22 protein-coding genes and 1 pseudogene are annotated in these 25,788 nt (G+C 33.4%); 8 read left to right on the top strand and 15 right to left on the bottom strand.

The features are described 5' to 3' along the window. Nucleotides 1-106 precede the first annotated feature (106 nt). The 5 genes from RB618_RS09105 (at nt 107) to RB618_RS09085 (ending at nt 7,779) form a co-directional block, all read left to right on the top strand. Nucleotides 107-631: an NAD(P)H-dependent oxidoreductase gene (locus tag RB618_RS09105; RefSeq protein ID WP_308068461.1), complete on the top strand. Its 525-nt coding sequence runs from the start codon at nt 107-109 to the stop codon at nt 629-631. Further along, complete coding sequence (locus RB618_RS09100) at nt 632-1,612, top strand: transglutaminase domain-containing protein (protein WP_308068460.1); 981 nt, start codon at nt 632-634, stop codon at nt 1,610-1,612. A 77-nt stretch (nt 1,613-1,689) separates the two neighbouring features. Then, entirely contained in the window at nt 1,690-2,865 is a 1,176-nt protein-coding gene (pncB, locus tag RB618_RS09095) for a nicotinate phosphoribosyltransferase (RefSeq protein ID WP_308068458.1), read from the top strand. Between the two features lie 163 nt (nt 2,866-3,028). Next, entirely contained in the window at nt 3,029-4,897 is a 1,869-nt protein-coding gene (locus RB618_RS09090; protein WP_308068456.1) for a DNA topoisomerase IV subunit B, read from the top strand. 161 nt (nt 4,898-5,058) lie between these two features. Continuing rightward, complete coding sequence (locus RB618_RS09085; RefSeq protein WP_308068455.1) at nt 5,059-7,779, top strand: DNA gyrase/topoisomerase IV subunit A; 2,721 nt, start codon at nt 5,059-5,061, stop codon at nt 7,777-7,779. A 55-nt stretch (nt 7,780-7,834) separates the two neighbouring features. Here the strand turns inward: RB618_RS09085 and RB618_RS09080 are convergent. From RB618_RS09080 to murQ, 13 genes and pseudogenes are all read right to left on the bottom strand, one after another. Then, nucleotides 7,835-8,494, bottom strand: a pseudogene (locus RB618_RS09080) (AAA family ATPase); the annotation flags it as partial. 155 nt (nt 8,495-8,649) lie between these two features. Next, complete coding sequence (locus RB618_RS09075; protein WP_308068454.1) at nt 8,650-10,434, bottom strand: cytochrome c peroxidase; 1,785 nt, start codon at nt 10,432-10,434, stop codon at nt 8,650-8,652. 70 nt (nt 10,435-10,504) lie between these two features. Beyond that, nucleotides 10,505-11,980: a hypothetical protein gene (locus RB618_RS09070; RefSeq protein WP_308068453.1), complete on the bottom strand. Its 1,476-nt coding sequence runs from the start codon at nt 11,978-11,980 to the stop codon at nt 10,505-10,507. Between the two features lie 164 nt (nt 11,981-12,144). Beyond that, complete coding sequence (locus RB618_RS09065) at nt 12,145-12,774, bottom strand: 3'-5' exonuclease (RefSeq protein ID WP_308068452.1); 630 nt, start codon at nt 12,772-12,774, stop codon at nt 12,145-12,147. Between the two features lie 2 nt (nt 12,775-12,776). After that, nucleotides 12,777-14,696, bottom strand: coding sequence for a DUF294 nucleotidyltransferase-like domain-containing protein (locus tag RB618_RS09060; RefSeq protein ID WP_308068451.1), 1,920 nt, complete (start codon nt 14,694-14,696; stop codon nt 12,777-12,779). Between the two features lie 151 nt (nt 14,697-14,847). Beyond that, nucleotides 14,848-15,219, bottom strand: coding sequence for a DNA topoisomerase IV (locus RB618_RS09055; protein ID WP_111424136.1), 372 nt, complete (start codon nt 15,217-15,219; stop codon nt 14,848-14,850). A 134-nt stretch (nt 15,220-15,353) separates the two neighbouring features. Then, nucleotides 15,354-15,818, bottom strand: coding sequence for a hypothetical protein (locus RB618_RS09050; RefSeq protein WP_308068450.1), 465 nt, complete (start codon nt 15,816-15,818; stop codon nt 15,354-15,356). Nucleotides 15,819-15,833: 15 nt separating this feature from the next. Then, a complete protein-coding gene (locus RB618_RS09045; RefSeq protein WP_308068449.1) occupies nt 15,834-16,409 on the bottom strand; it encodes a DUF1572 family protein in 576 nt (191 codons plus the stop codon). 110 nt (nt 16,410-16,519) lie between these two features. Next, nucleotides 16,520-17,092, bottom strand: a complete 573-nt coding sequence (locus RB618_RS09040) for a pentapeptide repeat-containing protein (protein ID WP_308068448.1) — start codon at nt 17,090-17,092, stop codon at nt 16,520-16,522. After that, on the bottom strand, nt 17,080-17,394 hold the full coding sequence (locus tag RB618_RS09035) for a type II toxin-antitoxin system RelE/ParE family toxin (RefSeq protein ID WP_308068447.1): 315 nt from the start codon (nt 17,392-17,394) through the stop codon (nt 17,080-17,082). The genes RB618_RS09040 and RB618_RS09035 overlap by 13 nt, the downstream gene beginning before the upstream one ends. Next, a complete protein-coding gene (locus tag RB618_RS09030; protein WP_202000994.1) occupies nt 17,379-17,609 on the bottom strand; it encodes a hypothetical protein in 231 nt (76 codons plus the stop codon). Before RB618_RS09030 ends, RB618_RS09035 begins: the two co-directional genes overlap by 16 nt. A gap of 27 nt (nt 17,610-17,636) precedes the next feature. Then, nucleotides 17,637-17,858: a DUF6095 family protein gene (locus RB618_RS09025; RefSeq protein ID WP_111378576.1), complete on the bottom strand. Its 222-nt coding sequence runs from the start codon at nt 17,856-17,858 to the stop codon at nt 17,637-17,639. A 182-nt stretch (nt 17,859-18,040) separates the two neighbouring features. Further along, nucleotides 18,041-18,853, bottom strand: a complete 813-nt coding sequence (gene murQ, locus RB618_RS09020; protein WP_308068446.1) for an N-acetylmuramic acid 6-phosphate etherase — start codon at nt 18,851-18,853, stop codon at nt 18,041-18,043. A gap of 171 nt (nt 18,854-19,024) precedes the next feature. On the opposite strand from murQ, the gene RB618_RS09015 reads away from it, so the two are divergent. Both RB618_RS09015 and RB618_RS09010 read left to right on the top strand, forming a co-directional pair. Next, a complete protein-coding gene (locus RB618_RS09015) occupies nt 19,025-20,170 on the top strand; it encodes a helix-turn-helix domain-containing protein (protein WP_308068445.1) in 1,146 nt (381 codons plus the stop codon). 152 nt (nt 20,171-20,322) lie between these two features. After that, entirely contained in the window at nt 20,323-22,608 is a 2,286-nt protein-coding gene (locus RB618_RS09010) for an outer membrane beta-barrel family protein (RefSeq protein WP_308068444.1), read from the top strand. A 202-nt stretch (nt 22,609-22,810) separates the two neighbouring features. On the opposite strand, the gene RB618_RS09005 is transcribed toward RB618_RS09010, so the two are convergent. Together RB618_RS09005 and RB618_RS09000 are read right to left on the bottom strand one after the other, a co-directional pair. Next, a complete protein-coding gene (locus tag RB618_RS09005) occupies nt 22,811-23,479 on the bottom strand; it encodes a ZIP family metal transporter (RefSeq protein ID WP_308068443.1) in 669 nt (222 codons plus the stop codon). A gap of 94 nt (nt 23,480-23,573) precedes the next feature. Further along, the gene (locus RB618_RS09000; protein WP_308068442.1) at nt 23,574-24,338 is read right to left on the bottom strand and encodes a class I SAM-dependent methyltransferase; all 765 of its coding nucleotides are present in this window, start codon (nt 24,336-24,338) and stop codon (nt 23,574-23,576) included. 137 nt (nt 24,339-24,475) lie between these two features. Here RB618_RS09000 and RB618_RS08995 point away from each other — a divergent pair, with 137 nt between their 5' ends. Further along, nucleotides 24,476-25,639, top strand: coding sequence for a THUMP domain-containing protein (locus tag RB618_RS08995; protein ID WP_308068441.1), 1,164 nt, complete (start codon nt 24,476-24,478; stop codon nt 25,637-25,639). Nucleotides 25,640-25,788: the final 149 nt, after the last annotated feature.

Below are 25,788 nucleotides of genomic sequence, written 5' to 3'. Positions count from 1 at the left end.
ATAAGTCATATAAGAAAATTTAAGTTTGTCTTATTTAGTTTAAAGACAAAGCTTTTTAAATGAACTTACATTACTTATATGGTTGAAAAAAACAAATACCACAAATATGAAAATAGTAGCCTTTGGAGGAAGTAACAGTAAGCAGTCAATCAACAAACGTTTTGCGACTTATGCATCTAGTTTGTTTGAAAATGCAGATGTTGAAGTTTTAGATTTAAACGATTTTGCAATGCCAGTTTTTAGTGTAGATCTAGAGAAAGAAATTGGCCAGCATGAAGTGGCACAAGCATTCTTGAATAAGCTTAAGGAAGCTGATATTCTAGTGGTTTCAATGGCAGAAAATAACGGAAATTATTCTGTTGCTTTCAAAAATGTTTTCGATTGGAGTTCTAGAATCGAAAAAGATGTTTTTCAGCACAAACCAATGTTATTACTAGCGACTTCTCCAGGCGGTAGAGGAGGTGCGTCTGTTTTAGGAATTGCGCAAAATCTTTTCCCGCGTTATGGTGCAGAAATTAAAGGAAGTTTCTCATTACCAGCATTTGGCTCGAATTTTGATTTACAAGAAAATAAAATCTCTAATCCTGAATTAGATCAAGAACTGAAAGATATTATTAAATCAAATTTTTAAATGCCACAAAAAAAGATTGCCCTTATTTTCCTTTTATTAAATAGTATTTTCATCAATTTCACTTTTGCTCAAAAGGTTAGTGAGGTTGATAAGATAGTTGCAAAATACCCTAAAAGCTTTGATAGCACTGAAAAATTAGCCAACAGAATCGAAAAAGATTTTGATTCGGATTATGATCGTGCGCGTGCTATTTACAGCTGGATAGCCTTCAATATAAGATACGATTACAATGCATATTTGAATCCTCCAAGAACGCAAGGTTTCAGCTATTCTTCAGAAGCAGAGAAACAGCGAAAAATAAAACAGCTGAATGATAATCTGATTCAGAAAGCTTTTAAATCTAAAAAAGCGGTCTGTGAAGGTTTTACGGCTCTGTATCAGCATTTGGCTTCTTTGATGGGAATTAAATGCGAAATCATTCGTGGCGATTCTAAGATTTCAGTGCGGGATATAGGTAGAAAAACTACTTCATCCAATCATGCTTGGAATATAGTTTTAATTGATAAAAAATGGCGTCTTTTGGATGTGACATGGGGGCAAGGTTATTACGACAGCAGTAAAGGCAGAATGGTAAACGATTTTAATCCGGCTTATTTTGATACAGATCCCGATTATTTCTTTGCAAAGCATTTTCCAGATTCAGGTTCTTATTTGGGAAACAGATTGAGTAAAGAAGATTTTTTGAATGGCCCTTTAATTTACAATACTACAATCGAAAAAGATTATAAAATTAAATCGCCTGATTCTGGAATAATTGAAGCTCGAAATGGGGATAAAATTACAGTTGAAATCAAAAACCTCTCAAAATCGAATCAGGTTTTTTATTTGAATAAATACAATAAAGCTGTTAAAGTTCAGAACCCAAAAGAAAAACGAGGGGGACTAGAATTTCAAATGGGTATTGATAATAATATTGGAGATTATATTACTGTTTTTGTGGATGGTAATAGCGTTGTCTCTTTTAAAGTAGTTTCGAAATAACTTATTTAAGGATTATTCAATTTTCATCTTTTCTGAAATTGCCGTATCTTAGCAAGAATGATCCGAATTTGAACACTATGGAAGCGACTTTTCTGAAATCAATCTTAGATAATGATTTCTATAAATTTACAATGCAGCATGCTGTAATTAAACTTTTTCCAAAAGCAAAAGTTCGTTATGGATTTATAAACCGCGGAAAACATGTTTTTCCAGAAGGTTTTGCAGATTTACTTCGAAATTCTGTTGATGCAATGGCAGATTTACGTTTAACAAAGGAAGAAAAGAATTATCTCGCTCATTATTGCCCTTATCTCGATCCCACTTATTTAGATTTTCTGCAAGGATATAGTTTTGATCCGTCTGAAGTTCAGATTAGTCAAGAAGGTTCAGAAATTACAGTAACAGTTGAAGGTTTTTGGTATAGAACCATTTTATGGGAAGTGCCTTTAATGGCTTTGATTTCGGAACTTTTTTACAAAGCAAATCATTTAATTCGTTTAAATGATGAAGCTGTAAAAAGTCTTACGAAAGAAAAAATAGAGAATTACAATAAACTTGGTGTTTCTATTTTGGAGTTTGGAACAAGGCGACGTCACTCTTATGATGTCCAAAATCTTGTAAATGAGACTTTGCGTACTTATGGCGGACAAAGCTTCATTGGTACAAGCAATGTGCATTTTGCAATGGTAAATAATCGAAGACCTTTAGGCACGCATGCTCATGAATGGTTTATGTTTCATGCGGCGCAATATGGCTTTAAAATGGCAAATTCTATCAGTTTGGAACATTGGACACAAGTTTATAGCGGAGATCTCGGAATAGCTTTAACAGATACGTACACGACAGAAATATTTTTCAATCAGTTTGATAAAAAATATTCCAAACTTTTTGATGGCGTTCGACATGACAGTGGTGATCCGATTGAGTTTGCCCAAAAAGTGATTTCGCATTACATCAAAATGGGAATTGATCCAAAATCAAAAGCCATTGTTTTTTCAGATTCACTCAATTATGATAAAGTAAAAAAGATTGTCGATTTCTGTCAGGACAAAATAAAAATGTCATTTGGAATTGGAACCAATTTTACCAACGATGTGGGACTTCCTCCCATGAATATGGTGATTAAATTAACTGATACAAAACCCGATAATCTGCATTGGCAAGGCGTTGTGAAACTTTCTGATGAAAAAAACAAAAATACGGGAACGCCCGAAATGATTGCTTTGGCAAAAGAAGTGCTCGGAATCAAATAGCACTTTTTTGTTGAAAAAGCAGTTTTTGCATAATTTTAATGCCCGTTTTATTTTAAAATCAATTTAAATAGATTTTAAACTGTTATTATTCGTAACAAAAAGAAAATACACTTTCATTTTTTGTTAAGAAATGGTACATTAGCAAAAAATCCTAAAATCATATATGCTAGAGCAAAATCAATATACCGAAGATAATATTCGTTCGCTTGATTGGAAAGAACATATCCGTATGCGTCCGGGGATGTATATCGGAAAACTTGGAGACGGATCTGCGCCGGATGATGGTATTTACATTCTTCTAAAAGAGGTTTTAGACAACTGTATCGATGAGTTCGTAATGGGCTCAGGAAAAACTATTGAGGTAAGTATCAAAGAAAAAACAGTTACCGTTCGTGATTACGGACGTGGTATTCCGTTAGGGAAAGTGGTCGATGTAGTGTCTAAGATGAACACGGGAGGAAAATACGATTCCAAAGCTTTCCAGAAATCAGTTGGTTTAAATGGTGTCGGAACAAAAGCGGTTAATGCGCTTTCTACTTTTTTTCGTGTAGAATCGGTTCGAGATGATAAACAAAAAGGAGCAGAGTTTTCTGCTGGAAATTTAGTTCTAGAAGAAGATATAATCGATACTACAAAACGTAAAGGGACAAAAGTGACTTTTACGCCAGATGAAACGATTTTCAAAAATTTTAAATTCCGTTTAGAATATGTTGTAAAAATGGTTAAAAACTATTGTTACTTAAACAATGGTTTGACGATTATTTTTAACGGAGAAAAATACTATTCAGAAAACGGACTTCGTGATTTGTTAGAAGAAACTATCAGCGAAGAAGATTTAGAATATCCAATTATTCATTTGAAAGACCACGATATTGAGGTGGCATTGACACATAGTAAAACGCAGTACAGTGAAGAATATCACTCTTTCGTAAACGGTCAGAATACAACACAAGGAGGAACGCACTTAGCAGCTTACCGTGAAGCGGTTGTGAAAACAATTCGTGAGTTTTACAACAAAAATTTCGATGCGTCTGATGTTCGAAAATCGATTGTAAGTGCGATTAGCATTAAAGTGATGGAACCTGTTTTCGAGTCTCAGACCAAAACAAAATTAGGTTCTACCGACATGGGTTCTGATGACGGAACACCAGCGGTTTCTGTTCGTACTTTCGTTAACGATTTCATTAAAACGAAACTGGACAATTACCTGCATAAAAATCCGCCGACAGCTGAAGCTTTATTGCGTAAAATTCTTCAGGCAGAACGCGAAAGAAAAGAATTATCCGGAATTAGAAAACTGGCGACAGATCGTGCTAAAAAAGCAAATCTTCACAATAAAAAATTAAGAGATTGCCGTGCGCATCTTCCTGATACTAAAAATCCTAGAAATTTAGAAAGCACGCTTTTTATTACCGAGGGAGATTCGGCTTCTGGATCGATTACAAAGTCGCGTGACGTAAACACGCAAGCGGTTTTCAGTTTACGTGGTAAACCTTTGAATTCGTACGGAATGTCTAAAAAGATTGTGTATGAAAACGAAGAATTCAATTTATTGCAAGCTGCACTTGATATCGAAGACGGACTAGAAAAATTACGTTATAACAATATTGTAATCGCAACCGATGCCGATGTCGACGGAATGCACATTCGTTTGCTTTTGATTACTTTCTTTTTACAGTTTTTCCCTGAGTTAATAAAAGAAGGGCATTTGTATATTTTACAGACACCTCTTTTCAGGGTTCGAAACAAAAAAGAAACGATTTATTGTTATTCTGAAGAAGAAAGAAAAGACGCGATTGAAAAGCTGAAACCAAAGCCAGAAATCACCCGATTTAAAGGTTTGGGAGAGATTTCGCCAGATGAGTTCAAGAACTTTATTGGAGATACTATTCGTTTAGATCCTGTTATGATGGATAAACATACGTCGATTGAGCAGTTATTGTCTTTCTACATGGGTAAAAACACGCCAGACAGACAAGAGTTTATTATCAAGAACTTGAAGGTGGAGATTGATGAATTGGAGGAGGTTTAAATAAAAATCCGCGACAATGTTGTGGAATTTTTTAAGTTTTGAAAAGCGCAGTCACTGTCTGCGGTTTTCAAAATATAAAACCCAGTCAGTGACTGGGGAATTGAAAAAACTTCCGTTAAATTTAAAATAGAAAGAATACTGAAATAATTCAGCATATAAAAATGAAAGACGAAGAAGACGATAACATAATTCCAAACGACGACGAGAATAATCAAGATGAAAACCTGATGGATGACAATCAGGATGGAAATGACGATGAGATTATCGATGTAGATGCAAAGCATTTTGAAGGAGCGCATTTTTACGAAAATCAGGAAGAAGAAGGCGAAGACGTTATTACCAAAGTAACCGGAATGTATAAAGACTGGTTTTTGGATTATGCTTCGTATGTAATTTTGGAACGTGCAGTTCCTGCTATCGAGGACGGATTTAAACCTGTTCAGCGTCGTATTATGCACTCTTTAAAAGAGTTGGATGATGGTCGTTATAACAAAGTTGCCAATGTTGTTGGTCACACCATGCAGTATCACCCTCACGGAGATGCGAGTATTGGTGATGCTATGGTGCAGATTGGTCAGAAAGATTTATTGATTGACTGCCAAGGAAACTGGGGAAATATTCTAACAGGCGATGGTGCGGCAGCGCCTCGTTATATTGAGGCACGTTTATCTAAATTTGCTTTGGAAGTTTTGTATTCTCCAAAAATTACCGATTGGGGTGTTTCGTATGATGGTCGTCGTGCAGAGCCAAACAATCTTCCTGTAAAATTTCCATTACTTTTAGCACAGGGAGCAGAAGGTATTGCGGTTGGACTTTCTACAAAAGTGCTTCCTCATAACTTCAATGAATTAATTGACGCTTCGATTAAAATCTTAAAAGGAAAACCGTTTACGCTTTATCCTGATTTTATGACGCAGGGTATTGCTGATGTTTCGAATTACAATGACGGTATGCGTGGCGGACGTGTTCGTGTTCGTGCTAAAATTTCGCAGTTAGACAAAAATACCTTGGTGATTACGCAGATTCCGTTTTCTACCAATACGTCGAGTTTAATTGACAGTATTTTGAAAGCCAATGATAAAGGCAAAATCAAAATCAAGAAAATTGAAGACAATACCGCTGCTGATGTAGAAATTTTAATTCATCTCTTTCCAGGCGTTTCGCCAGACAAAACGATTGATGCACTATTTGCATTTACTGCTTGCGAAACTTCTGTTGCACCTTTAGGATGTGTTATTGAAGACAATAAGCCTTTGTTTATAGGGGTTTCAGAAATGTTGAAGATTTCAACTGAAAGAACAGTTGATTTGCTTAAGCAAGAGCTTGAAATTCAATTAGAAGAATTAAAAAATAAGTGGCATTTCTCTACTTTAGAAAAAATCTTCATTCGTGAAGAAATGTATATTGACTTCAAATTATACGGAGACAGAGAATCGCTTTACAAATATTTATACGATCGTTTTGAGCCTTTTAAAAAATCATTTGTTAGAGAAATCAATGATGAGGATTTACAGCGTTTGACTCAAATTCCGATGATTCGTATTACGCGTTTCGACTCTGATAAAGCCGATGAATTGATTTCAAGGTTAGAAGAAGAAATGAAAGAAGTGGAGCATAATCTGGAGCATTTAACAGATTTTGCTATTGCATATTTTACCAAATTAAAAGAGAAATACGGAAAAGGACGTGAACGTCAGACAGAACTTCGTGTTTTTGATAACGTTGAAGCTACAAAAGTAGTTTTAAGAAACACAAAACTATATGTAAACCGCGAAGAAGGTTTTGTTGGAACGAGTTTAAAGAAAGACGAATACGTTGGTGATTGCTCGGATATTGATGATGTTATCGTGTTTTTGCGAGACGGAACCTTAATGATTACAAAAGTAGATGCCAAAACCTTTATTGGGAAGGACATTATACATGCCGCCGTTTTTGACAAAAACGATAAGCGTACCATTTACAATATGATGTATCGTGATGGTAAATCTGGGCCATCTTATATCAAGCGTTTTAATGTTACTGGTGTAACCCGTGATAAAGCATACGATTTGACAAATGGAACAAATGGTTCTCAAGTAGTTTATTTCTCGCACAATCCAAATGGAGAAGCTGAGGTTGTGACTATTTTATTACGCCAAGTTGGAACAATCAAGAAATTGAAATTTGATATTGATTTTGCTAAGTTAGCCATTAAAGGACGTGGTTCTAAAGGAAACTTAGTGACCAAATATCCAATCAAGAAAATCGAATTAAAAGAAAAAGGAATTTCGACTTTATTGCCAAGAAAAGTTTGGTTTGATGATACCGTAAAACGTTTAAATGTTGACGCAAGAGGAGAACTGTTAGGTGAATTTAAACCGACAGATAAAATCTTAGTAATTAATCAGTCCGGTAAATTAAAAGTGCTCATTCCAGAATTATCTACGCATTTTGATGAAGATATGATTGTTCTGGAGAAATGGAAACCTAAAAAACCAATTTCCGCAATTTATTATGATGGAGAAAAAGAACGCTATTTCTTAAAACGTTTCTTGGTTGAAAATGAAGGAAAAGAAGAAAGCTTTATTACCGATCACCCAAATTCACAATTGGAAATTGTCTCGACAGATTACCGTCCAGTTGCGCAATTGGTATTTGCGAAAGTAAAAGGAGTTCAAAAAGACGATTTACATATAGATGTAGAAGATTTTATAGCCGTAAAAGGTTTTAAAGCTCTTGGAAATCAATTAACAACTGATAAATTAAGACAAGTCAATTTATTAGAACCACTTCCTTATGAAGAGCCAGTTGAAGAAGTTCCTGAAAAACCGGAAATTCCAGAAGATGATTCTGTGGAGACAGAATTAGATGATGATGGCCAAATAGGTTTGGTTTTAGAATAAAAACTAAAAACGCTAAGATTGATTTCTTAGCGTTTTTTTTTGTGATAAGGAAAAACTAATTCTCAACTGAAATAGTTTCTGCTATAATCCATTTTACTTCATTGTTTTCAATAATTACTGAGATGCTGTCGTTGTCTTTAACTTCTCCAGAAATTATCTTTTTTGCAAGTGGTCTTCTTAAATGTGTCCTAATGATGTTTTTGATAGGTCTAGCACCATATTTTGCATTGTATCCATTTTCGGCTAGATATAGTTTAGTTTCTAAAGGAATTTCTACTGTTATTTTACTATTGTGTAATAAATCAACGAATTCTTTTTTAAGATGGATTTCAAATATTTTTAGAGCATTTTCTTTATTGATTGGTGCAAAAGGTACAATTTCAGTCAAACGTCCTAAAAATTCAGGCCTGAAATAATTTGCCATAATTTCCATTAACGAACTCGATGCTGGAATTTCACCATTATTAAATGTATTAACGATATGATCTGCACCAATATTTGACGTAAAGAGAATTATTGCATTAGAAAAATCACCTTCTTTTCCTAAACGATCATGCAATTTACCTTCGTCCATAATCTGAAGAAATACATCAAAAACGGAAGGATGCGCCTTTTCAATTTCGTCAAATAAAACAATAGAGTAGGGTTTTTGTCTTATCTTGTTTACTAGTAGCCCACCTTCTTCGTAACCAACATATCCAGGAGGTGCACCGTAGAATGGGATTATTTGTGCGAAAGTTTTATAAGGAACTTAAAAAACAGGTCATCAAATGTATTTCCTTATCGCCTTTTTATAGAAGAATAAAAAATGAAAAAACGCCGAAAAATTACTTTTCGGCGTTTTTGTTTAATTGAGGATTTATTTTGGTTTTATTGGTATTTCTTATCCGTAAGCGTTTTCATAAAAGCAACGAGAGCTTTTTCTTCTTTTACAGTTAAATTAAGTTTATCAAAAGGAAGCGTTTGGTTTTCTACTTCGTAACCTAAACCAATTCCGCCACCTTTGTTGTAAAAAGAAACCACTTCTTCTAGAGTTTTGAAAACTCCGTTATGCATGTATGGTGCAGTAACCGCAGCATTTCTGACAGTTGGTGTTTTAAATGCACCAATTAACTGTGGCATTTGATTGTAGATATAACGGCCTTTATCTGGGCTTAAAGATTTTCCTGAAGGATCATTTGGAGTTCCGATAACTTCGTGTTCGGTTTTGGAGTAACTCGGGGGAACAGTTCCGTTAAATAAAGGCGTAAAATGGCAAGTGGCGCATTTTGCTTTTCCCATAAATAGGTTCATTCCTTCGATTTCCTCATTGTTCAGAACATTTTTATTCCCTCTCATGTATTCATCAAATCTCGAATCAAAAGAGTTTAAAGAACGCACATAACTCGCAATAGCATTTTGAATTTGCCAAGCTTCTGGTTTTGCGGTTTTTGGATAAGCTTTTTTGAATAATTTTACATATTCTTTATCCAGCTGAATTTTAGCGTGAATATTTTCCATAGAACCATGCATTTCGTCTTTATTCTGAATTACATCTACACTTTGTTTTTCTAAATCCAACTGGCGCATATCCCAAAATTGAGCATTCTGTAATGAAGCATAGGTTAGAGTAGGAGTATTTCTTGGTAAATTCATTCCAGTAAGCGAAACATTTGTTTTTAAACCATCTGTAAAAGCTTTTTCGGGATTATGACAAGTTGCACAGCTTCGGTCATTGTTTTTGGAAAGACTTGTGTCATAAAACAATTTTTCGCCTAAAACTGCTTTTTCTTTCGTAAAATTATACTCTTTAGAAAGCACAAAAGCATTTACTTCAAAAGCGTTTTTATCAAATAAAGTTTCAATTGTTGGCTTTAGAGGACTGCTTTTCTTTACATTTTTAATATTCTCTTCTTTCTGAAAAGTTTTCAGTTTTTTCGAAATCGGATTTAGATATTCAGTTATAAAAACGGCACGATTGAAAGCGTTGAAATTATTATTTTCAGAGCAGTATTTTTTTGCGTTTTTGGTTAATTCTCTTAATTCAGATACCGATTTGTTATCAGCATTAATCTTTTCAAGTGTTTCTGGAATTGAGATTAAGCTCTGTCCAGCTTCTGGAATTGAAGACTGTAAAATTGGACTGTCAAAACCAGTTATTCCTAAAGCAATAACTCTAAAAACATTCTGTTGTATAGCATCCAGAACATAATCATCACTAATGGTGATAACTTCAAAAGTGCTTTTGAGCTGTTTAATATTTGATTGAAAAATATTCAATTCTCTCGTTAAATCTTCTTTGCTTTCAAGATTGTATTCAGGATAAATCATTTCTTCCATAACCTGAAAACCATGAGGTTCAAAAGATCGGTTTTCTTCCAATTCCATTTCGTCAAGAGCAGGGCCGTTCATGAATCTGGCAGTTTCAGGAATGAAATATTCAATTGCCCATTCGACTTTTTTGTATGCTAGACGTGACTTTTTAAATTGTTCGACAATTTCTTTTTGTGAAGAATTGCTTTTTACAAGCGTTTGAAATTGAGTAATTTCATTATTAAGTTTACTTAAGTCTACAAGTAATTCTTGTTTGACTGTTGGTTTTGAGGCTTCGCTTTCTTTGCATGAATAGAAAAGAGAAAGTAGTAGGAATAGAAAAGTAAAATATTTTAATTTCATAGTGGAGTTGTAATAGAAACAACCCTTATCGGAAAATAAGGGTTGTCAATAAGATTTTGGTCGAAAATTATTAGCGTTGTACGTTTCTAATAATTACAGTTTGTCCTCCCTCTTTGTTAGTTTGAGTTCCTGAACCGTCAGCATTTTTAAATGCATCACTTTGCCAAGTATGAGGGTGAATATTTACCGTGAAAGTATCTGGAACACCAATGATATCTGAAATGTCTTGCATAGCTCCAAATTCCCAGCTACCAAATCTCATTTCGCCAGTTTGGTTGTAAAGTGTGTTCCAAGCTGTATCTGTTCTTTTGTGGTTCATGTTTAACCACGCTTTATTTTGTTTTGTAGCAATATTGTACTGCCAAATGTATGAATCGTGTTTTGCATCTGCATAATAGCTATCACCATCTTCCTGAATGTAAACGTAGTTTTCAGTTACGCATAAGTTATCAGGATTGATGATTCCGGTTCCAGGAGTACTGTCACCTTCAACAGCCAATTCTAAAGTTCCTTTTAATGGGTTTGTTGCATCTAATTTTACTTTATAAACTCTTCCCCACATCGTGTAACCTTCAACAGGAGCATTATTAGTTGCCTGACCAGTTGCTGTAAAATAGATTTCTCTATTGTTGCTTGCGCTTCCTTTTCTGTAATCTACGTCTTCAACTCTTGAAAAACGAATTGCTTTTAAATCATTAACTGTTGTATTGATTACAGCACCAGTTAAGTTTTTAGCATTCGGAATTTCAACAAATTCAACAGGATATGAATTGTTTAACTTCATAGTCGTTTCAACCTGATTTCCATCAGTTCTTTTTAAAGCGTATAATTTTCCGTTAGACAAATCACCAACTGTACTAACATACATAATTAACTGACCAGCACTTACGTGAGAAGTTGCATACGATTGATCTTCTCCAATAAGAATAACTGTTTTTCCAGGATAAGCCTCTTTAGGAAGCGGAACAGCGTTTTCCATACTTGCTTTTCCTAAAGCTGGTAAAACTCTATCAGTTCTTGCTTTGTCAGTTGATAATCCAAGAGGATTAATTCCGTGAACCATACTTTCCTGACCGCTTTCTCCTGCAGTTAAAAAGATTGGTCCAAATCCGTGGATTTCTGGAGTTGCCAAAGTAGCAGAACATAAACGAGTAAGACCTCCAACACCATCAACGATATAATCTCCTTTTACAGGTTTGAATGTTTTATCTAAATATACTCTTGATACAGATTGGATAATTTCGTGGTTGGTAATCATAATGTATCCGTCACCATTTGGATCTTTCATTAATCCAGCTCCGTCTGGCTGTGCTCCGTAAACAAAAGATGGTGAATTTGGAAGAACATCTGCACTTGTGATTAAAGTGCTGATTTTTAAGTTTTCAAAACCTGTCTGTGCATAAACAAAAGGAGGTACTTTTGAATTTGAAGTAAAATCGATACTTGCATTTACACTATTCGAATCTTTGTCATCATTTTGACAGCTTATTGCAGAAAGACCTGCAAGTCCAAGCAAGGTAATTGATTTTAAAAAGTTAGCTTTCATAAAGTGTTTTTTATTTTTTTTGATTAAGGCAAAGCTATCTCTCCAAAACAAATTACACGTTATGTTAATTTTTTCTTAATGCTAATAAATGTAAGTCTTGTATTATGAAAAAGTAAATTAAAGGTTTCGAATGTAAATTTAAGATTCATAAAAAAATCTTAAAACTATTTAAAGAGCTGATTTAAATTGGTTGCTTTCTTCTCTTTCAGTTTTTTAACAATCTTGAGAAAAGCAATCGCAGTAATATAAGCATCGCCCAAAGCAGTGTGACGGTCTTTCTTTGAAATATCAAATTTATCAGCTAAGTCATCTAAAGTATAATGATCTTTTCGTTCAAATAAATGCGACTGAATCAAAGTCTTTTTATACAAATAAGCGGTATCTAAAGTTTTATTGCTTAAATGAGGAAGCCCATTTCGTTCTAAAGCTCTATTAATCATTGTAATATCAAAAATGGTATGATGCGCAATGATTATGGAATCTCCTAAAAACTCCAAAAACTGTTGCAAAGCTTCTAATTCTGTCGGACGTTTGAGAAGCAGATCTTTTAAAATACCATGAATCTGAGCTGTCGATTTATCATAATGATCTTGTTCTAGATAAACTTCAAAACTTTCCTGAACATTAATAATTCCGTTTTGAAGAACCAATGCGCCAATGCACAAAATGCGGTCATTATCGTAATCAAATCCTGTAGTTTCGGTATCTAAAACCACAAAACGAGTTTCTTCGATCGTAATATTATCATCGAATAGATTATTTTCTTCTTTCTTCCAAAAATTGAATAAACTCATTATTATACCAGATTTGAGATATTAAAACGCACCGAAATAAGTTCCTGAAGTTCTTTAATGGTTTTAAAAGTACGTTTCAGTTTAATTTTTTCCATTTTGGTTAAAGATTCCAGTTCGATAAACTGACCAGAATCATGATGCAACAATCCTTGTTTGGTTCTAAATTTCAGTAAAGCTTTAAACGAATACGAACACGATAAATACAATTCTCTATTATTAGGTTCCAATTCTGCCAGTTTCTCAAAACGCTCTGCTGTATTGCTGATTCCTTTTACCGAATGGGATAAAATTAAAACACGTGCAGCATCGGTTAGAGGCATTAAAGCTCTACGTTTAATATCGAAATTATCTTTGTTTGCACCGTCTTGTTCAACCAAAAATTGTCTAAAGAAGCCAGTAGGCGATGGGCTTTGCAAAGCGCCACTCACCAAATGCATATAAAAAATCGGATTTGCTTTTACGTTTTCAAAAATAGAATCAGACAGTTCATTAACGATTTCAGAATCGCCATAAGTTTTGCTATAATCAAAGAAAATAAACGAAAGCAAAACCTCATTTTTCCCAGGATTTGTAATCCAATGATGCACTTGAGATTTCCATTCGTCCAAACTCATGCACCATTTCGGACTCGAAGCCATCATATCGGCAGGACAATAATCGTTGCCAATATCAAAAAGACCTTTATTGACAAGTCCGGCAAATTTTAAGAAATAGATTTTAGTTTCATCCCTAAAAACTTCATTGACATTTTCGTAAACAATCGCATTATCTTGATCGGTATGTAGCATTTGCTCGCCGCGTCCCTGGCTTCCAAGCGCCAGCCAAGCGAATTTTACAGGTGGCGGACTGCTCATTTTTTCCAAACAAATTTCGATAACTCGAGTTGTGCAAGCTTCATTCAATTCTGTAATGATTTTGGTAATCAAAGTCATCGGAATATTTTGATCCAAATAACCTTGAAGCAATTGCATAATTCGGTTACGGATTGGTTTTATTTCCTTGATTTTTTTAGTGCGTTTCAGCGCTTTTATCAAAACCGCGGGATTATTTCCAAGCGCGACCATAACATCGTGTTTCGATAAAATCCCGACTGCTTTAGTATTTACAGTTCCATCTTTGGTCAAACATAAATGACTGATATTACTTTTCATCATCGCCATTTGCGCTTCGGTAACTGTCATTTTTTTTGAATATGTAATAACCGGTTTGGTCATGATCGTTTCGGCGGTGGTTGTAATAGGAAAATCTCCTGTAACAATTTTGTTTCGAAGATCTTTATCAGTCAGAATACCAATCGGAAGCATTTCATCTACAATCAATATCGCACCAACTTTCTTTTTATTCATAATCTTTGCCACTTCCTTAACTGTTGTTGACGGACTGCAGGTAACGATTTTTTTAGAATATTTGATTGGCGCTAAATCAAAAGAATGATTGCTCGAATGCAGGTTTTCATTCAACTGATCATCACCATATAATTTGTCTTTATGAATATCTGAATACGGATTGCGAGTATTCGAAGCATAACTCTCAATAAGGAAATTGCCAATGTTTCTGTTTTCCAATGCGTAAGGCTTAAAAACGGCAATTGGAATAGCGTAAAGAATACTTTCTTCGTGCGCTACAGCTTCCATAATATAATTTTCTTGTGCCAAAAGCGGACGAAGTCCAAAAATATCGCCTTCATCACACATGTCCAAAACTGTATTTTTAGTGCTTTTTTTCAAAGCGACAGCACCTTTGTGAACCACATAAAAAGAATCGTGTGTTTTGTCATTTTCGGCAAAAATCACAGCATCTTTTTCTTTATATATAATTGAAATCTGTTCAGATAGTTTTTCTAAATCTCTCTGATGCAAAAAATTAAACGGCGGATATCCTTTTAAAAAGTCTGCAACTCTTTGCGAAATGGTATTTTTCATTTGGTTAGATTAAAGTCCTAATGTACTATTTAAAATAGAAATGTAAAAGAAACACATTATAATAATTTGCCACAAAGGCACAAAGGCACAAAGTCGCAAAGAAATAAGTCCTTAGCGTCTTTGTGCCTTTGTGGCAAAAAAGCTTAATTATTTAATCAACCTTGTAAACGGTTCCTCTTTGCTTTTCTTCAGAACCAACCAAGCCAAATTCAAAAGTATAAGAATCTTTAGAAGTCGTAAGGATCTTCATGCTGATGGCTTTTTCTTCAGCCATATTTTTTGGATGCTTTTTCTGTAGCACATATTCGCAGTCACTTACCCAACGAATGGTTGCGGTATCTGTTTTTCCTTCAAAAGTTTCGATTTCGATATCGTCTTTGCGTTCAAAATAAGTTGTTTTTTTCTCGCCGTTGACTTCTGTCTCAAATTTGAATTTTCCAGTTTTAAAATCCTTGCAATTGTGTTCAGCATTATAACAAGATACTAAAGCCAGCACTGGAAATAAGAATACTATTTTTTTCATTTTAATTAAGTTGTTTTTTAGGAGCTAATCCCGCTTTCCATTTCAATCTTTTTATTTTTAAAGAAAAAATAAAAAGGATTTCCATTTCAATCGGGGCTAGGGCATTAGGATAACAAGAAACACTTGAATATAATTTAAACTTTTTGAATATAAAACTCTTTCAGTTTTTTAGATTCTTTGACTTCTTCTCTCATTTCTTCTTTAGATTCACTTTTGTTTGCTTTTGGCCAGATATGAAAACCTCCCTTTGTCATCGCTTTAATTTGTTGAAGAACGTTTGGCGAAAAATCAGAAAAAAAACTCAAGTCCTCTGGATTATCCCAAATACCCCAAATGCCGTTTTCGTCTATATCTCCAGCATAATTAATGATATGTGTCGGATAAGTTTTGACCATTTTAAGTTTAAAATTTTCCAAATTATAAGAGCCGTTCCATCGAAATGAATCTACATCATCAATTCCAGAGCCTGTAATAATTGAATTTGCAAAACTCAATTCAATAGACATTTTATGTTGTGAGGACGAATTAGAATAGCAATAAAATCCTTCCCATTCTCCGCTTGGTAAAAAGTGATGTGTTTCGTTATCTTTTGATTTCATATTTAGAAAGATAGATTATTTCAACCTCTTTAATTCATCATCGGTAAAGTTCTTGATTTCTTTTTCTTTGGCAAACTTTTCGGCATTATAATTTCCCGATTTATTCTTCGGAATCGATAAACTATTCCATTCGCTGTTTTTCAATTGTTTAGCATAAAAAACAATCTGCCCGACATGATAAGGATAATGTGCCAATTGACGATTGATGGCTTCAATAACCGTATGGCCTTCATTTCTAATGTAAATGATGTCAGAAAGCTGTTCGGAGTTTAAACTTTCTAGAGTATTTTCAAGACAATTCCAGCCTTTGTTCCAAATTTCCAGAACTTCTTCTTTAGATTGTATATCGTTTTCAAATTCGGAATCACGGTTTCGCCATTCTTTTTCTCCGTCGGAAGTTAGAAAATCTGTCCATCGAGAAAGCATATTGCCCGAAATATGTTTTATGATTGTTGCAATGCTGTTGGTGTCGTCATTAAAAGAAACAAAAAGCTGTTCAGGTTCGATCTGATCGATTGCCTTTTCGCCAAGCATTTTATAATATAAAAATTGCTTTTTGACACTTTCTAGATAAGATTCAGATAATTTCATAGCTATTTTTTTTGCCACAAATTGCACAAATTTTCACAAAATTTTAGTTGTATCGCAAATTGATCGAAATCTCAATTCGTGTTAATTGGTGTAATTCGTGGAGTTTTTTTTTAAACAATCTTGATATCATATTTATCCAATAATCCAACAATTCCATCGGTAGAAAATTGCGCTTTTTTCATCGGATTAAATTCAGGATCGATTTTGTAATTGTAAGCTGTTTTAAAGTTAACTCCCGCCAATTGCGTTTCGTTAAAAATAGCGCCGTCAAGATTGCAATTGTCAAAAATAGAACTCGTTAAATTAGTTCCAATAAAAGTCACTTCTCTTACTGACGAATTGATAAACTTGGTTTTAGGCATTTTTTTATTCGAAAAAAGAGCATAATCTAGAACACAATCTTCAAAATAAACCTGAAATAAGAAATCGTCACATTCGTTAAAAGCAATTCCGAGAAGTTTGCAGTTTTTAAAAGTGACGTTTTTTAAACTTGTTCCTGCCAAACTTGTCATAGAAAGATTGCAGTCAATAAACTCGCAGTCAAGAAAAGTATTAGAATTGAAATTGCTGTTAGAAAAATCACAGTTTTTAAACACACAATCTTCAAACTCCCGATTGTTTATTTTCTTATCAATATAAACAACTTTCTCAAATGTTTTCTGAATGTGAATTAGACTTTCCATGAATGTTTTTTAGGTTTTTGCGCATTGTGACGCACTCGAAGTATATAGATGTTCTCTTTTGTTATTTGATAAGAAATAGCATAATCGTAAACAGAATAAACTCTAAAACTACCATCATTGTTGGCTTTTTGTTTGTCAAGTTTATAAATTTCAGGTTGTGTTTTAAGTATTTCAGCACTTTCAAAAATAGTATTAACTACTTTATCAGCAATCGTAAGTGATTTACTTTCAAAGAAAATGTAAAAATGAATGTCTTCTAATTGGCTCAAAGCATTGTTTGTCCAAATTATTTTCTTCCCCATTTTTTTGCAATTTCTTTAGCTTCATCTTCAGTATAAAAATTACCTTTTTTAATATCATTTAAGGCATTTTCAATATCTAAATTATAAGCTGCATCCGAATCAATTGCGGTATTATTTATTGATTGTAAGAGGTGTTTTAATTTTTCTACAAAAGAGGGGTCTTTTACTTTATCAATTTCTTGATGAATCCAGTTTATTTCTGCTTGTATATCCATAACAAAGAATTTTAGTAAAGATACAAATTAGTCATTAAATATACCTTTCATAATGATTTTCAATCCCAAAAAGATCAAAAGCATAGAAGAAAGACAAGCCACAATTCCGATTCCTAAAACAAGATAGTGCCAGTTGTTGCCTTGATTTTGAAAAGCATTATAAATCAATGTTGGCCCAAGAAACATAAGAGGCAGAGCGCCTGATAGATATTTCACTCCTTTTTTTAGTAATTCTTTATTTGTTGCCATCTTTTTTGTTTCAAGTTTAAGGTTTCAACTTGTTGGTTTGTTTTTAACCGCAAAGTACGCTAAGTTTTTTTTATATGCTAGATTTTTATAATCGCAAAGTTCGCAAAGTTTTAAATAAAAACCTTACGAACTTTGCGTAATTCTTAGTGTGCTTTGTGGTTAAACTTCCAAGCAGAAAACTATTATTTCTTATAATTGTCAACAGCATTTCTCACGCTGCCGTATTTTTTCAATAATTCAGAAGCTTCGTCATACGAAACTGAAATTTCATCCATAATCATTTTTACACCGCGATCAATGAGTTTGACATTGCTTAATTGCATATCGACCATTTTGTTGCCTCTCACTTTTCCAAGCTGAATCATTGCGGCAGTCGAAATCATGTTTAAAACCAATTTCTGTGCAGTTCCAGCTTTCATTCTAGAGCTTCCCGTAACGAATTCTGGTCCAACAACAACTTCAATTGGAAATTGTGCAGTTAAAGCTAACGGACTTCCAGCATTACAAGTAATACATCCTGTAACAATGTTGTTTTGATTGCAAGCTTCTAAACCACTAATAACATATGGAGTAGTTCCAGAAGCAGCGATTCCAATAACCACATCATTCGAATTGATATTATGGTTTTGAAGATCAATCCAAGCATTTGTTGTACTGTCTTCGGCATTTTCTACAGCACGTCTTATAGCTGTGTCACCACCAGCAATAATGCCATTTACTAAATCAAACGGAACACCAAAAGTTGGCGGACATTCAGAAGCGTCAACAACACCAAGTCGGCCAGAAGTTCCTGCTCCAATATAAAACAATCTGCCGCCAAGCTTTAATTTGTCGACTATCTGCGGAATCAAAGCTTCTATTTGTGGCAAAGCTTTCTCGACTGCATAAGGAACAGTTTTGTCTTCTTGGTTTATATTAGATAACAGTTCATGAACAGACATCTTCTCTAAATGTTCATATTTTGAGGCTTGTTCAGTAGTTTTCGTAAATGTCATTTTATCGTTATTTAGACTCGTCAAAATTAATATATTTTATATCAATCTTGCAAAGTCTCAGAGATTTAAAATCATTTTTTTTCTTCTATTTTTTCTGCATAAAGACGGTTAAAATGTGACTTTGTTACATAAACTAAAATATTATATTTGTTTAATATTCATAAAAGATAAATGGACAAATTAGGATTTTTAGATAGCGTTGCTCGTATTGCAGTCTTTGTTTCGTTATTATTGGCACTTTTTTTACTTACTGTAAAGACGGAGAATAAATTGGCCAATCGACTTTTTGCTTGTTTTATTATTTTGTCAGCGATTGATTTTAGCGGATTAATGGATTATTCATTTCCTATAGAATACATAAATATAGATTTGTTTAGAAGTACGGTGTGTTTGTTAGAAATGCCTTTGATTTATCTCTATGTTTTGGCAGTTTGTTATTCTGATTTTAGATTAAAATGGAGGCATTTAATCTATACACTTCCATTTATAGTGATGAATTTTGTTTTAATACCGAGAATTTATTTGAAATCGGGTGCTGAAAAGCAGTTTATTTTAGAACATTACAGTACAATGTTTGAAATTTACTTTTTTCAAATTCTAATCGAATTTCAGTATTGGTTTTATATTGTGAGTATATTCTTGATTTTAAGAAAATACAAAAGAATTTATCTGGAAAATTATACCAATCCTAGTACGTCTACCTACAAATGGCTTTTTCAGATGAATTGTGTTTTTGTAGTTATGCATTCGATTACAGCTTCAAAAAATTTATTGCGCTATACCGCTTCCAGAGATATTTTTCTTTGGGGAAATGTTTTGATGATCGTTATGGCTTTAAGCGTAATATGCTGGTTTGTCTTGAAAGCATTAAATCATCCTGAACTTTTTAGAGGAATCAATTCTCGATTAAAATTAACGAAAGAGATTCTTCCGCAAAATGAAAATGAAGTAACTGAAAAAATAGAAAATGAAAACGAAGAAATTAAGACCCAGATTTCAACTTTAAAACAATACATGATAGAGAAAGAGCCTTTTCTTGATCCGTCATTAACAATACAGGAATTAAGTAATCAAATTAATATTCCGGTTCGCGATTTGTCGGTTTTGATTAATCATCATATGGATCAGCATTTTTTTGATTTTGTAAACGAATATCGCATTCAGAAAGCTATGAACATCTTAAAAGATAAATCGAAAAATCAGCTTACAGTTCTGGAAATTTTGTATGAAGTTGGTTTTAACTCCAAATCTTCTTTTAATACTTCTTTTAAAAAATATACAAATTTAACGCCTACTGCATATCGAAATGCTTTATAATTAAGGTTTTGTAAAAAGTCGTACTTTTCATCTTATAAAGTCGAACCAATTTCTTTAAGAGAAAATGGTTCGACTTTTTTTGTCGGTCGCATACTCAAAATTTCTAAGGCAACTTTGCTTCAAATTAATCGAACAAGTTAAAATTAGAAACCATGAAAAAATTACATCTCCTTATCTTTTTAGTATTGCCTTTATTTTGTTTGGCACAATCAACATTAAAATTAAAAGGAAAAATCACAAGCGAAACAAAACCTTTAGAATGGGCAGAAATAACAATCTCAAATTTAGAAGGAAAAATTATTGAAGGAACAACTTCAAGTCAAGATGGTTCTTTTGAAATCAATCTTAAAAATGGTTCTTATAAAATAGGGATAAGTCTTTTGGGTTTTACTGATTATGAAAATAAAATTTCCTTAGAAAAAGATACAGATTTAGGGGTGATGACGCTTAAAGAAAACGAAACAAAATTAGTTGAAGTTGTGATTCAGTCTAAAAAGAAAACCATCGAGCAAAAAACGGATCGTTTGGTCTATAATTTTGAAAATAATGTAACCAATGTTGGAGGAGATGCTTTAAGCGCCATTAATAGCGCGCCTGGTGTTGTAGTGCAAAACAATATGATAAATATATTAGGAAAAGGAACTTCGAGAGTTATGATTGATGGAAGAATTATTGAATTAACGGGCGAAGAATTGAATAATTTTTTAAAATCAATTTCTGCAAGCGACATCAAGAATATTGAAATTATCAGTAACCCTCCGGCAAAGTATGAGGTTGAAGGAACTGGTGGATTGATTAATATTATTATGAAAAAAGGGACTCGTGATTCTTGGAAAAATACCACTACAGCTTCTTACGATCAAAACAAATACGGAATTTTTACTTTGAGAGATAATTTCTTTTATAACAAAAATAAGTTTCGTCTTTCGGCAAGCGTCAACGGAAAAACGGGATATATGAATATAGATGAAATTTCAAAAGTATATTTTGAAGACGGAATTTCAAATATGAGCGCGACGACAAAAATGAAAAATGAAAATCTATCAGGAAAATTTGCTTTAGATTATGATTTTTCAGAAAAAACAACAGCGGGTTTTCAATTTATAAACGACAGAAATAATCCGGATTTTCAATCGGATATTGTGATAGACAGATATGATACTCAGAATCAATTAAAAAATTATACAATCAATAACAGTTACGCAGACAGAGCATCGGGAAGTTTAACGTATAATGCGCATTTGATAACAAAACTGGATTCGCTGAACCGAAAATTGTCTTTTGATGTGGATTACTTTAATTACAATTCAAAATTTGATCGTGAGTTTATCGCAAACGACTATTTAGCAGATGGAACTTTTGTTTCTGTGAATCAGTCGGGGCGAAATATCTCAAACCAAGATATTGATAACTGGAGTTTTAAGGCTGATATGGAACATCCGCTTCAAGTGCTGAATTTATCTTATGGTGCGAAAATGAGTTTTACAAACAGTGTGAGCGATTTGGTTTATTACAACACGATTACAGGAACTCCAGAATTAGATCCTTTACAATCAAACCGATTTAATTACACGGAAAATAATCAGGCATTTTATGTTAACGGAGATAAAAAAATCAATGAAAAATGGAATTTTCAAGTTGGTTTGAGACTGGAAAATACGCAGACAAAAGGTTTTTCTGAAACTTTAAATCAGGAAACGGTTAATAATTATTTGAAATTGTTTCCAACGGTTTTTGCATCTTACAAGAAAAACGACAACAATGCTTTTACCTTAAATTATGGAAAAAGAATCAACAGACCGCGTTTTGATTTATTGAATCCGTTTCGAATTTATATAAGCAGTAATAGTTATTCAGAAGGAAATCCGTTTTTACAACCTTCGTTTAGTGACAACTTTGAGTTTGGATATTCTTATAAAGAAATTTTGAGAACTACTGTTTTTGTCAATGCAATTACAAACGGCTATGGCGTTTTGTTTACCTCAAACCCAGAAACAAATACACAGATTGTAACAAGAGATAATTATTTCAAAAGCTTGACTTATGGAGTTGGAGAAACATATTCGGCAACTTTTGCAGATTGGTGGACAAGCGAAAATTCTTTGTATTTTTTAGGCGCAAAAACAGAATTTATAAAAGATATCAATGCAACTCCGTCAAATAGTTTGGAAATAGATTTTTCTACAAATAATACTTTTGTATTAGGGAAAAATTCTAAGCTTCAAATTGATTTTAGTTACACGCCGCCTTATGAAAGCGGTTTATACAAAATAGGGTATACGTCAAGTTTTGATATTGGTTTTAAACAAGATTTGCTTAATAAAACGATGCAAATCGCATTTTTGGCAAATGATATTTTTAATACTTCTTACTTAAAAGATTTTACTTCGGTTGTAAATGGGGTAAAACAGGTTTACGATCAAAACAATAGTAACTGATTTGTTCGTTTGTCTGTGGTTTATAATTTTGGAAATAAAAAGATAAACGTAAAAGAGCGTGCTTTTGGAAATCAGGATGAGAAAAAGAGAGCTAACTAAATTAGATAATTAGAAAATGTGCCAATTAGAAAATTATCATTATCTAATTGGCACATTTTCTAATTGACACATTTTCTAATTGACACATTTTCTAATTGACACATTATAAAAAGAATGCCAATAAAATTCCGAGAACGATCATCGAGACTTTAGCAACGTTGAATTTGTGTCCTTCGCTACTTTCAAAAATAATTGTTGATGAGATATGAAATAAAATACCAATTACGATTGCCGTTATTTCGGTGTAATATTTACTTAAAAAAGGCAAATATTCAGATGCTACTGTTCCTAATGGCGTCATGATAGCAAAGGTCAGCATGAAGGCAAAAATGGCTTTTTTATTTAAATCGGCATTGATGAAAAATGTTGTTAATATAACAGCAATAGGCAAGTGGTGAATAGCAATTCCGACAGCCAAACCGTGATGATGGCTTACGGGAAAACCTTCTAAGAAGGCGTGAATGCAAAGACTAATAAACAAAAGCCACGGGATTTGAGACATTTTTGCGTGTCCGTGTACGTGTCCGTGTTCGGCGCCTTTTGAGAAAAATTCAAGAACGATCTGGAATAAAATCCCGACCATGATGAAGATTCCGATATTATGATTGTGTGATTCGTAAACATCGGGTAGCAGATGCATTACGGTTAGCGACAATAAAAAAGAACCGCTGAAAGCCAGCAGTAACTTTAAATTGGTTTTGTTTTCGGGTTTAATAAACAAAGCCACGCTATATCCTAAAAGTACAGAAAATAAGGGTAGTAGATAATTCATCTTTTTGTTTAATCGTTTTTTTGTTTAATCGTTTAATCGAATTTCTTGTTAGTTTGTTTAGCGATTAAACAAATTAACGGTTAAACGATTAAACCTATTTAAAAATCATGATTAATCTTTCGCTTTCAGTTTTATGGAATTTTTTAAGCTTATAGTCTCCAAAAATGTCCAGAAGGAAAATTCCAGCTTCGTCCATTAAATCCTGAAAGTCTTTCAAAGTTAGTGCTTTTACTTTTTCTGTAAAATGATATTTTCTGCCTTGGTCTTCAAAATCAATTTCTTTGAAAATATGTCCGTCTTCAACGTATCTTTTGATATGAAAATCAATTTCATCAACCGTTTTTGTTTCTTCAGGAACAAGATTTTCAAGAACGTTTGGCACGTTCATAAAATCGATAACGGCAAAACCGTATTCAGATAGGCTTTCTTTAATTGCTTTTAAAGTAGTAAGATTGTCGTCATCACTTTCAAAGTAGCCGAAACTAGTGAAAAGGTTGAAAATGGCATCAAATTTTTCTTCAAAAGGTTCGCGCATATCGTGCACTTTAAAATGAAGCGTTTCGTTGCTATTTTTACTAGCTTCTGCAATACTATTTTCAGACAAATCTGCTCCTAAAACATCATAGCCTAATTGATTTAAATAAATAGAATGACGACCTTTTCCGCACGCTAAGTCCAATACTTTTGCTTTTTCGGGCAAGTTAAGGTAATGCGTTAAATTGTCCATGAAAACCTGAGCTTCACGATAATTACGATCCTTATAAAGAATATGATAATATGGCGTGTCAAACCATGAAGAATACCAGTTTTGATTGTCTTCTTCTTGATTCGGGATTGATGCGTTATGTTTTTCAGACATTTATTCTATTTCAATTAATTCAAAAGTCCGGCAAATTTAGTGTATTTTTGCCGAAAAATAACTATTTCGCTTCGATACGTATTTATACCAGTATAATAAAATGTTATAGCGATTGGCTTTTTTTAATTGAAAAAGAAATGGAAGAAAATTTTAAAATGATTGCCAAATGCTTTTTTGGCTTTGAAGAAATATTAGAAAAAGAATTACGCACACTTGGCGCTCAGGATGTTGAAAAAGGTGTGAGAATGGTGAGCTTTAAAGGAGATAAAGGTTTTATGTACAAAGCCAATTTGTCTTTGCGTTCTGCGCTTAAGGTCTTAAAACCAATTTATTCTTTTAGAGCTAACAATGAACAAGCTTTGTACAAAGGGATTTTGGGTATAAATTGGTCTAAATACTTAAATGCGAATCAGACTTTTGTGATTGATAGCACAGTGCATTCTACTTATTTCAATCATTCTGAATTTATTTCTCAGAAATGTAAGGATGCGATTGTAGATCAGTTTAGAGAAAGAACTGGACAGCGTCCAAGTATTGATAAGCAATATCCAGATTTGCGTATTAATATTCATATTGACAAAGATCAGGTTTCGGTAGCCTTAGATACTTCTGGGGCTTCACTTCATCAGCGTGGTTACAGAACCGCTACGAATATTGCTCCTATTAACGAGGTTTTGGCAGCTGGAATCCTTTTATTATCTGGTTGGGATGGGCAAAGTGATTTCCTAGATCCAATGTGCGGTTCTGGAACTTTCTTGGCAGAAGCGGCTATGATTGCCTGCAACATTCCAGCAAATATTAACAGAAAAGAGTTTGCTTTTGAAAAATGGAAAGATTGGGACAACGATCTGTTTGATACAATTGTTGACAGTTTAATGAAAAAAACAAGAGAGTTTCATTATACAATTAAAGGTTTTGATAAAGCGCCAAGTGCAGTTAGCAAAGCCAAAGACAATATCAGAAACGCCAATTTAGAGGATTATATTAAAGTTTACGAAGAAAACTTCTTTGATACAGAAAAAGAAACAGAAGGTAAGCTTCACATTGTTTTCAATCCGCCTTATGATGAGCGTTTGGATATTCACATGGAAAGATTCTATGCTAGTATTGGTGACACTTTAAAGAAAAACTATCCAGGAACAAATGCTTGGTTTATTACAGCAAACCTAGAAGCATTAAAATTCGTAGGATTAAAACCTTCAAGAAAAATCAAACTTTTCAATGGAAGTCTTGAAGCACGTCTTGTAAAATATGAAATGTACGAAGGAAGCAAGAGAACGAAGTTTCAGGTTTCTGAATAGGTACAAAGTAATAAAGGTTCAAAGGGACAAAGTGAAATACTTTGTCATCAAGAAAATTAAAACTTTAACCTAGAAAAAGAGTATTAAAAATATAATTTGATTATCAATTCAAAGAAAAAGCTTCGAAACCGCAAACTGAAAAACTTTGC

It is taken from the genome of Flavobacterium sp. LHD-85, assembly GCF_030929595.1.
In the GTDB taxonomy this organism is placed as follows: domain Bacteria; phylum Bacteroidota; class Bacteroidia; order Flavobacteriales; family Flavobacteriaceae; genus Flavobacterium.
Note: the sequence above shows the minus strand (reverse complement) of the source record. Positions and strands in the feature narration are given on the sequence as shown.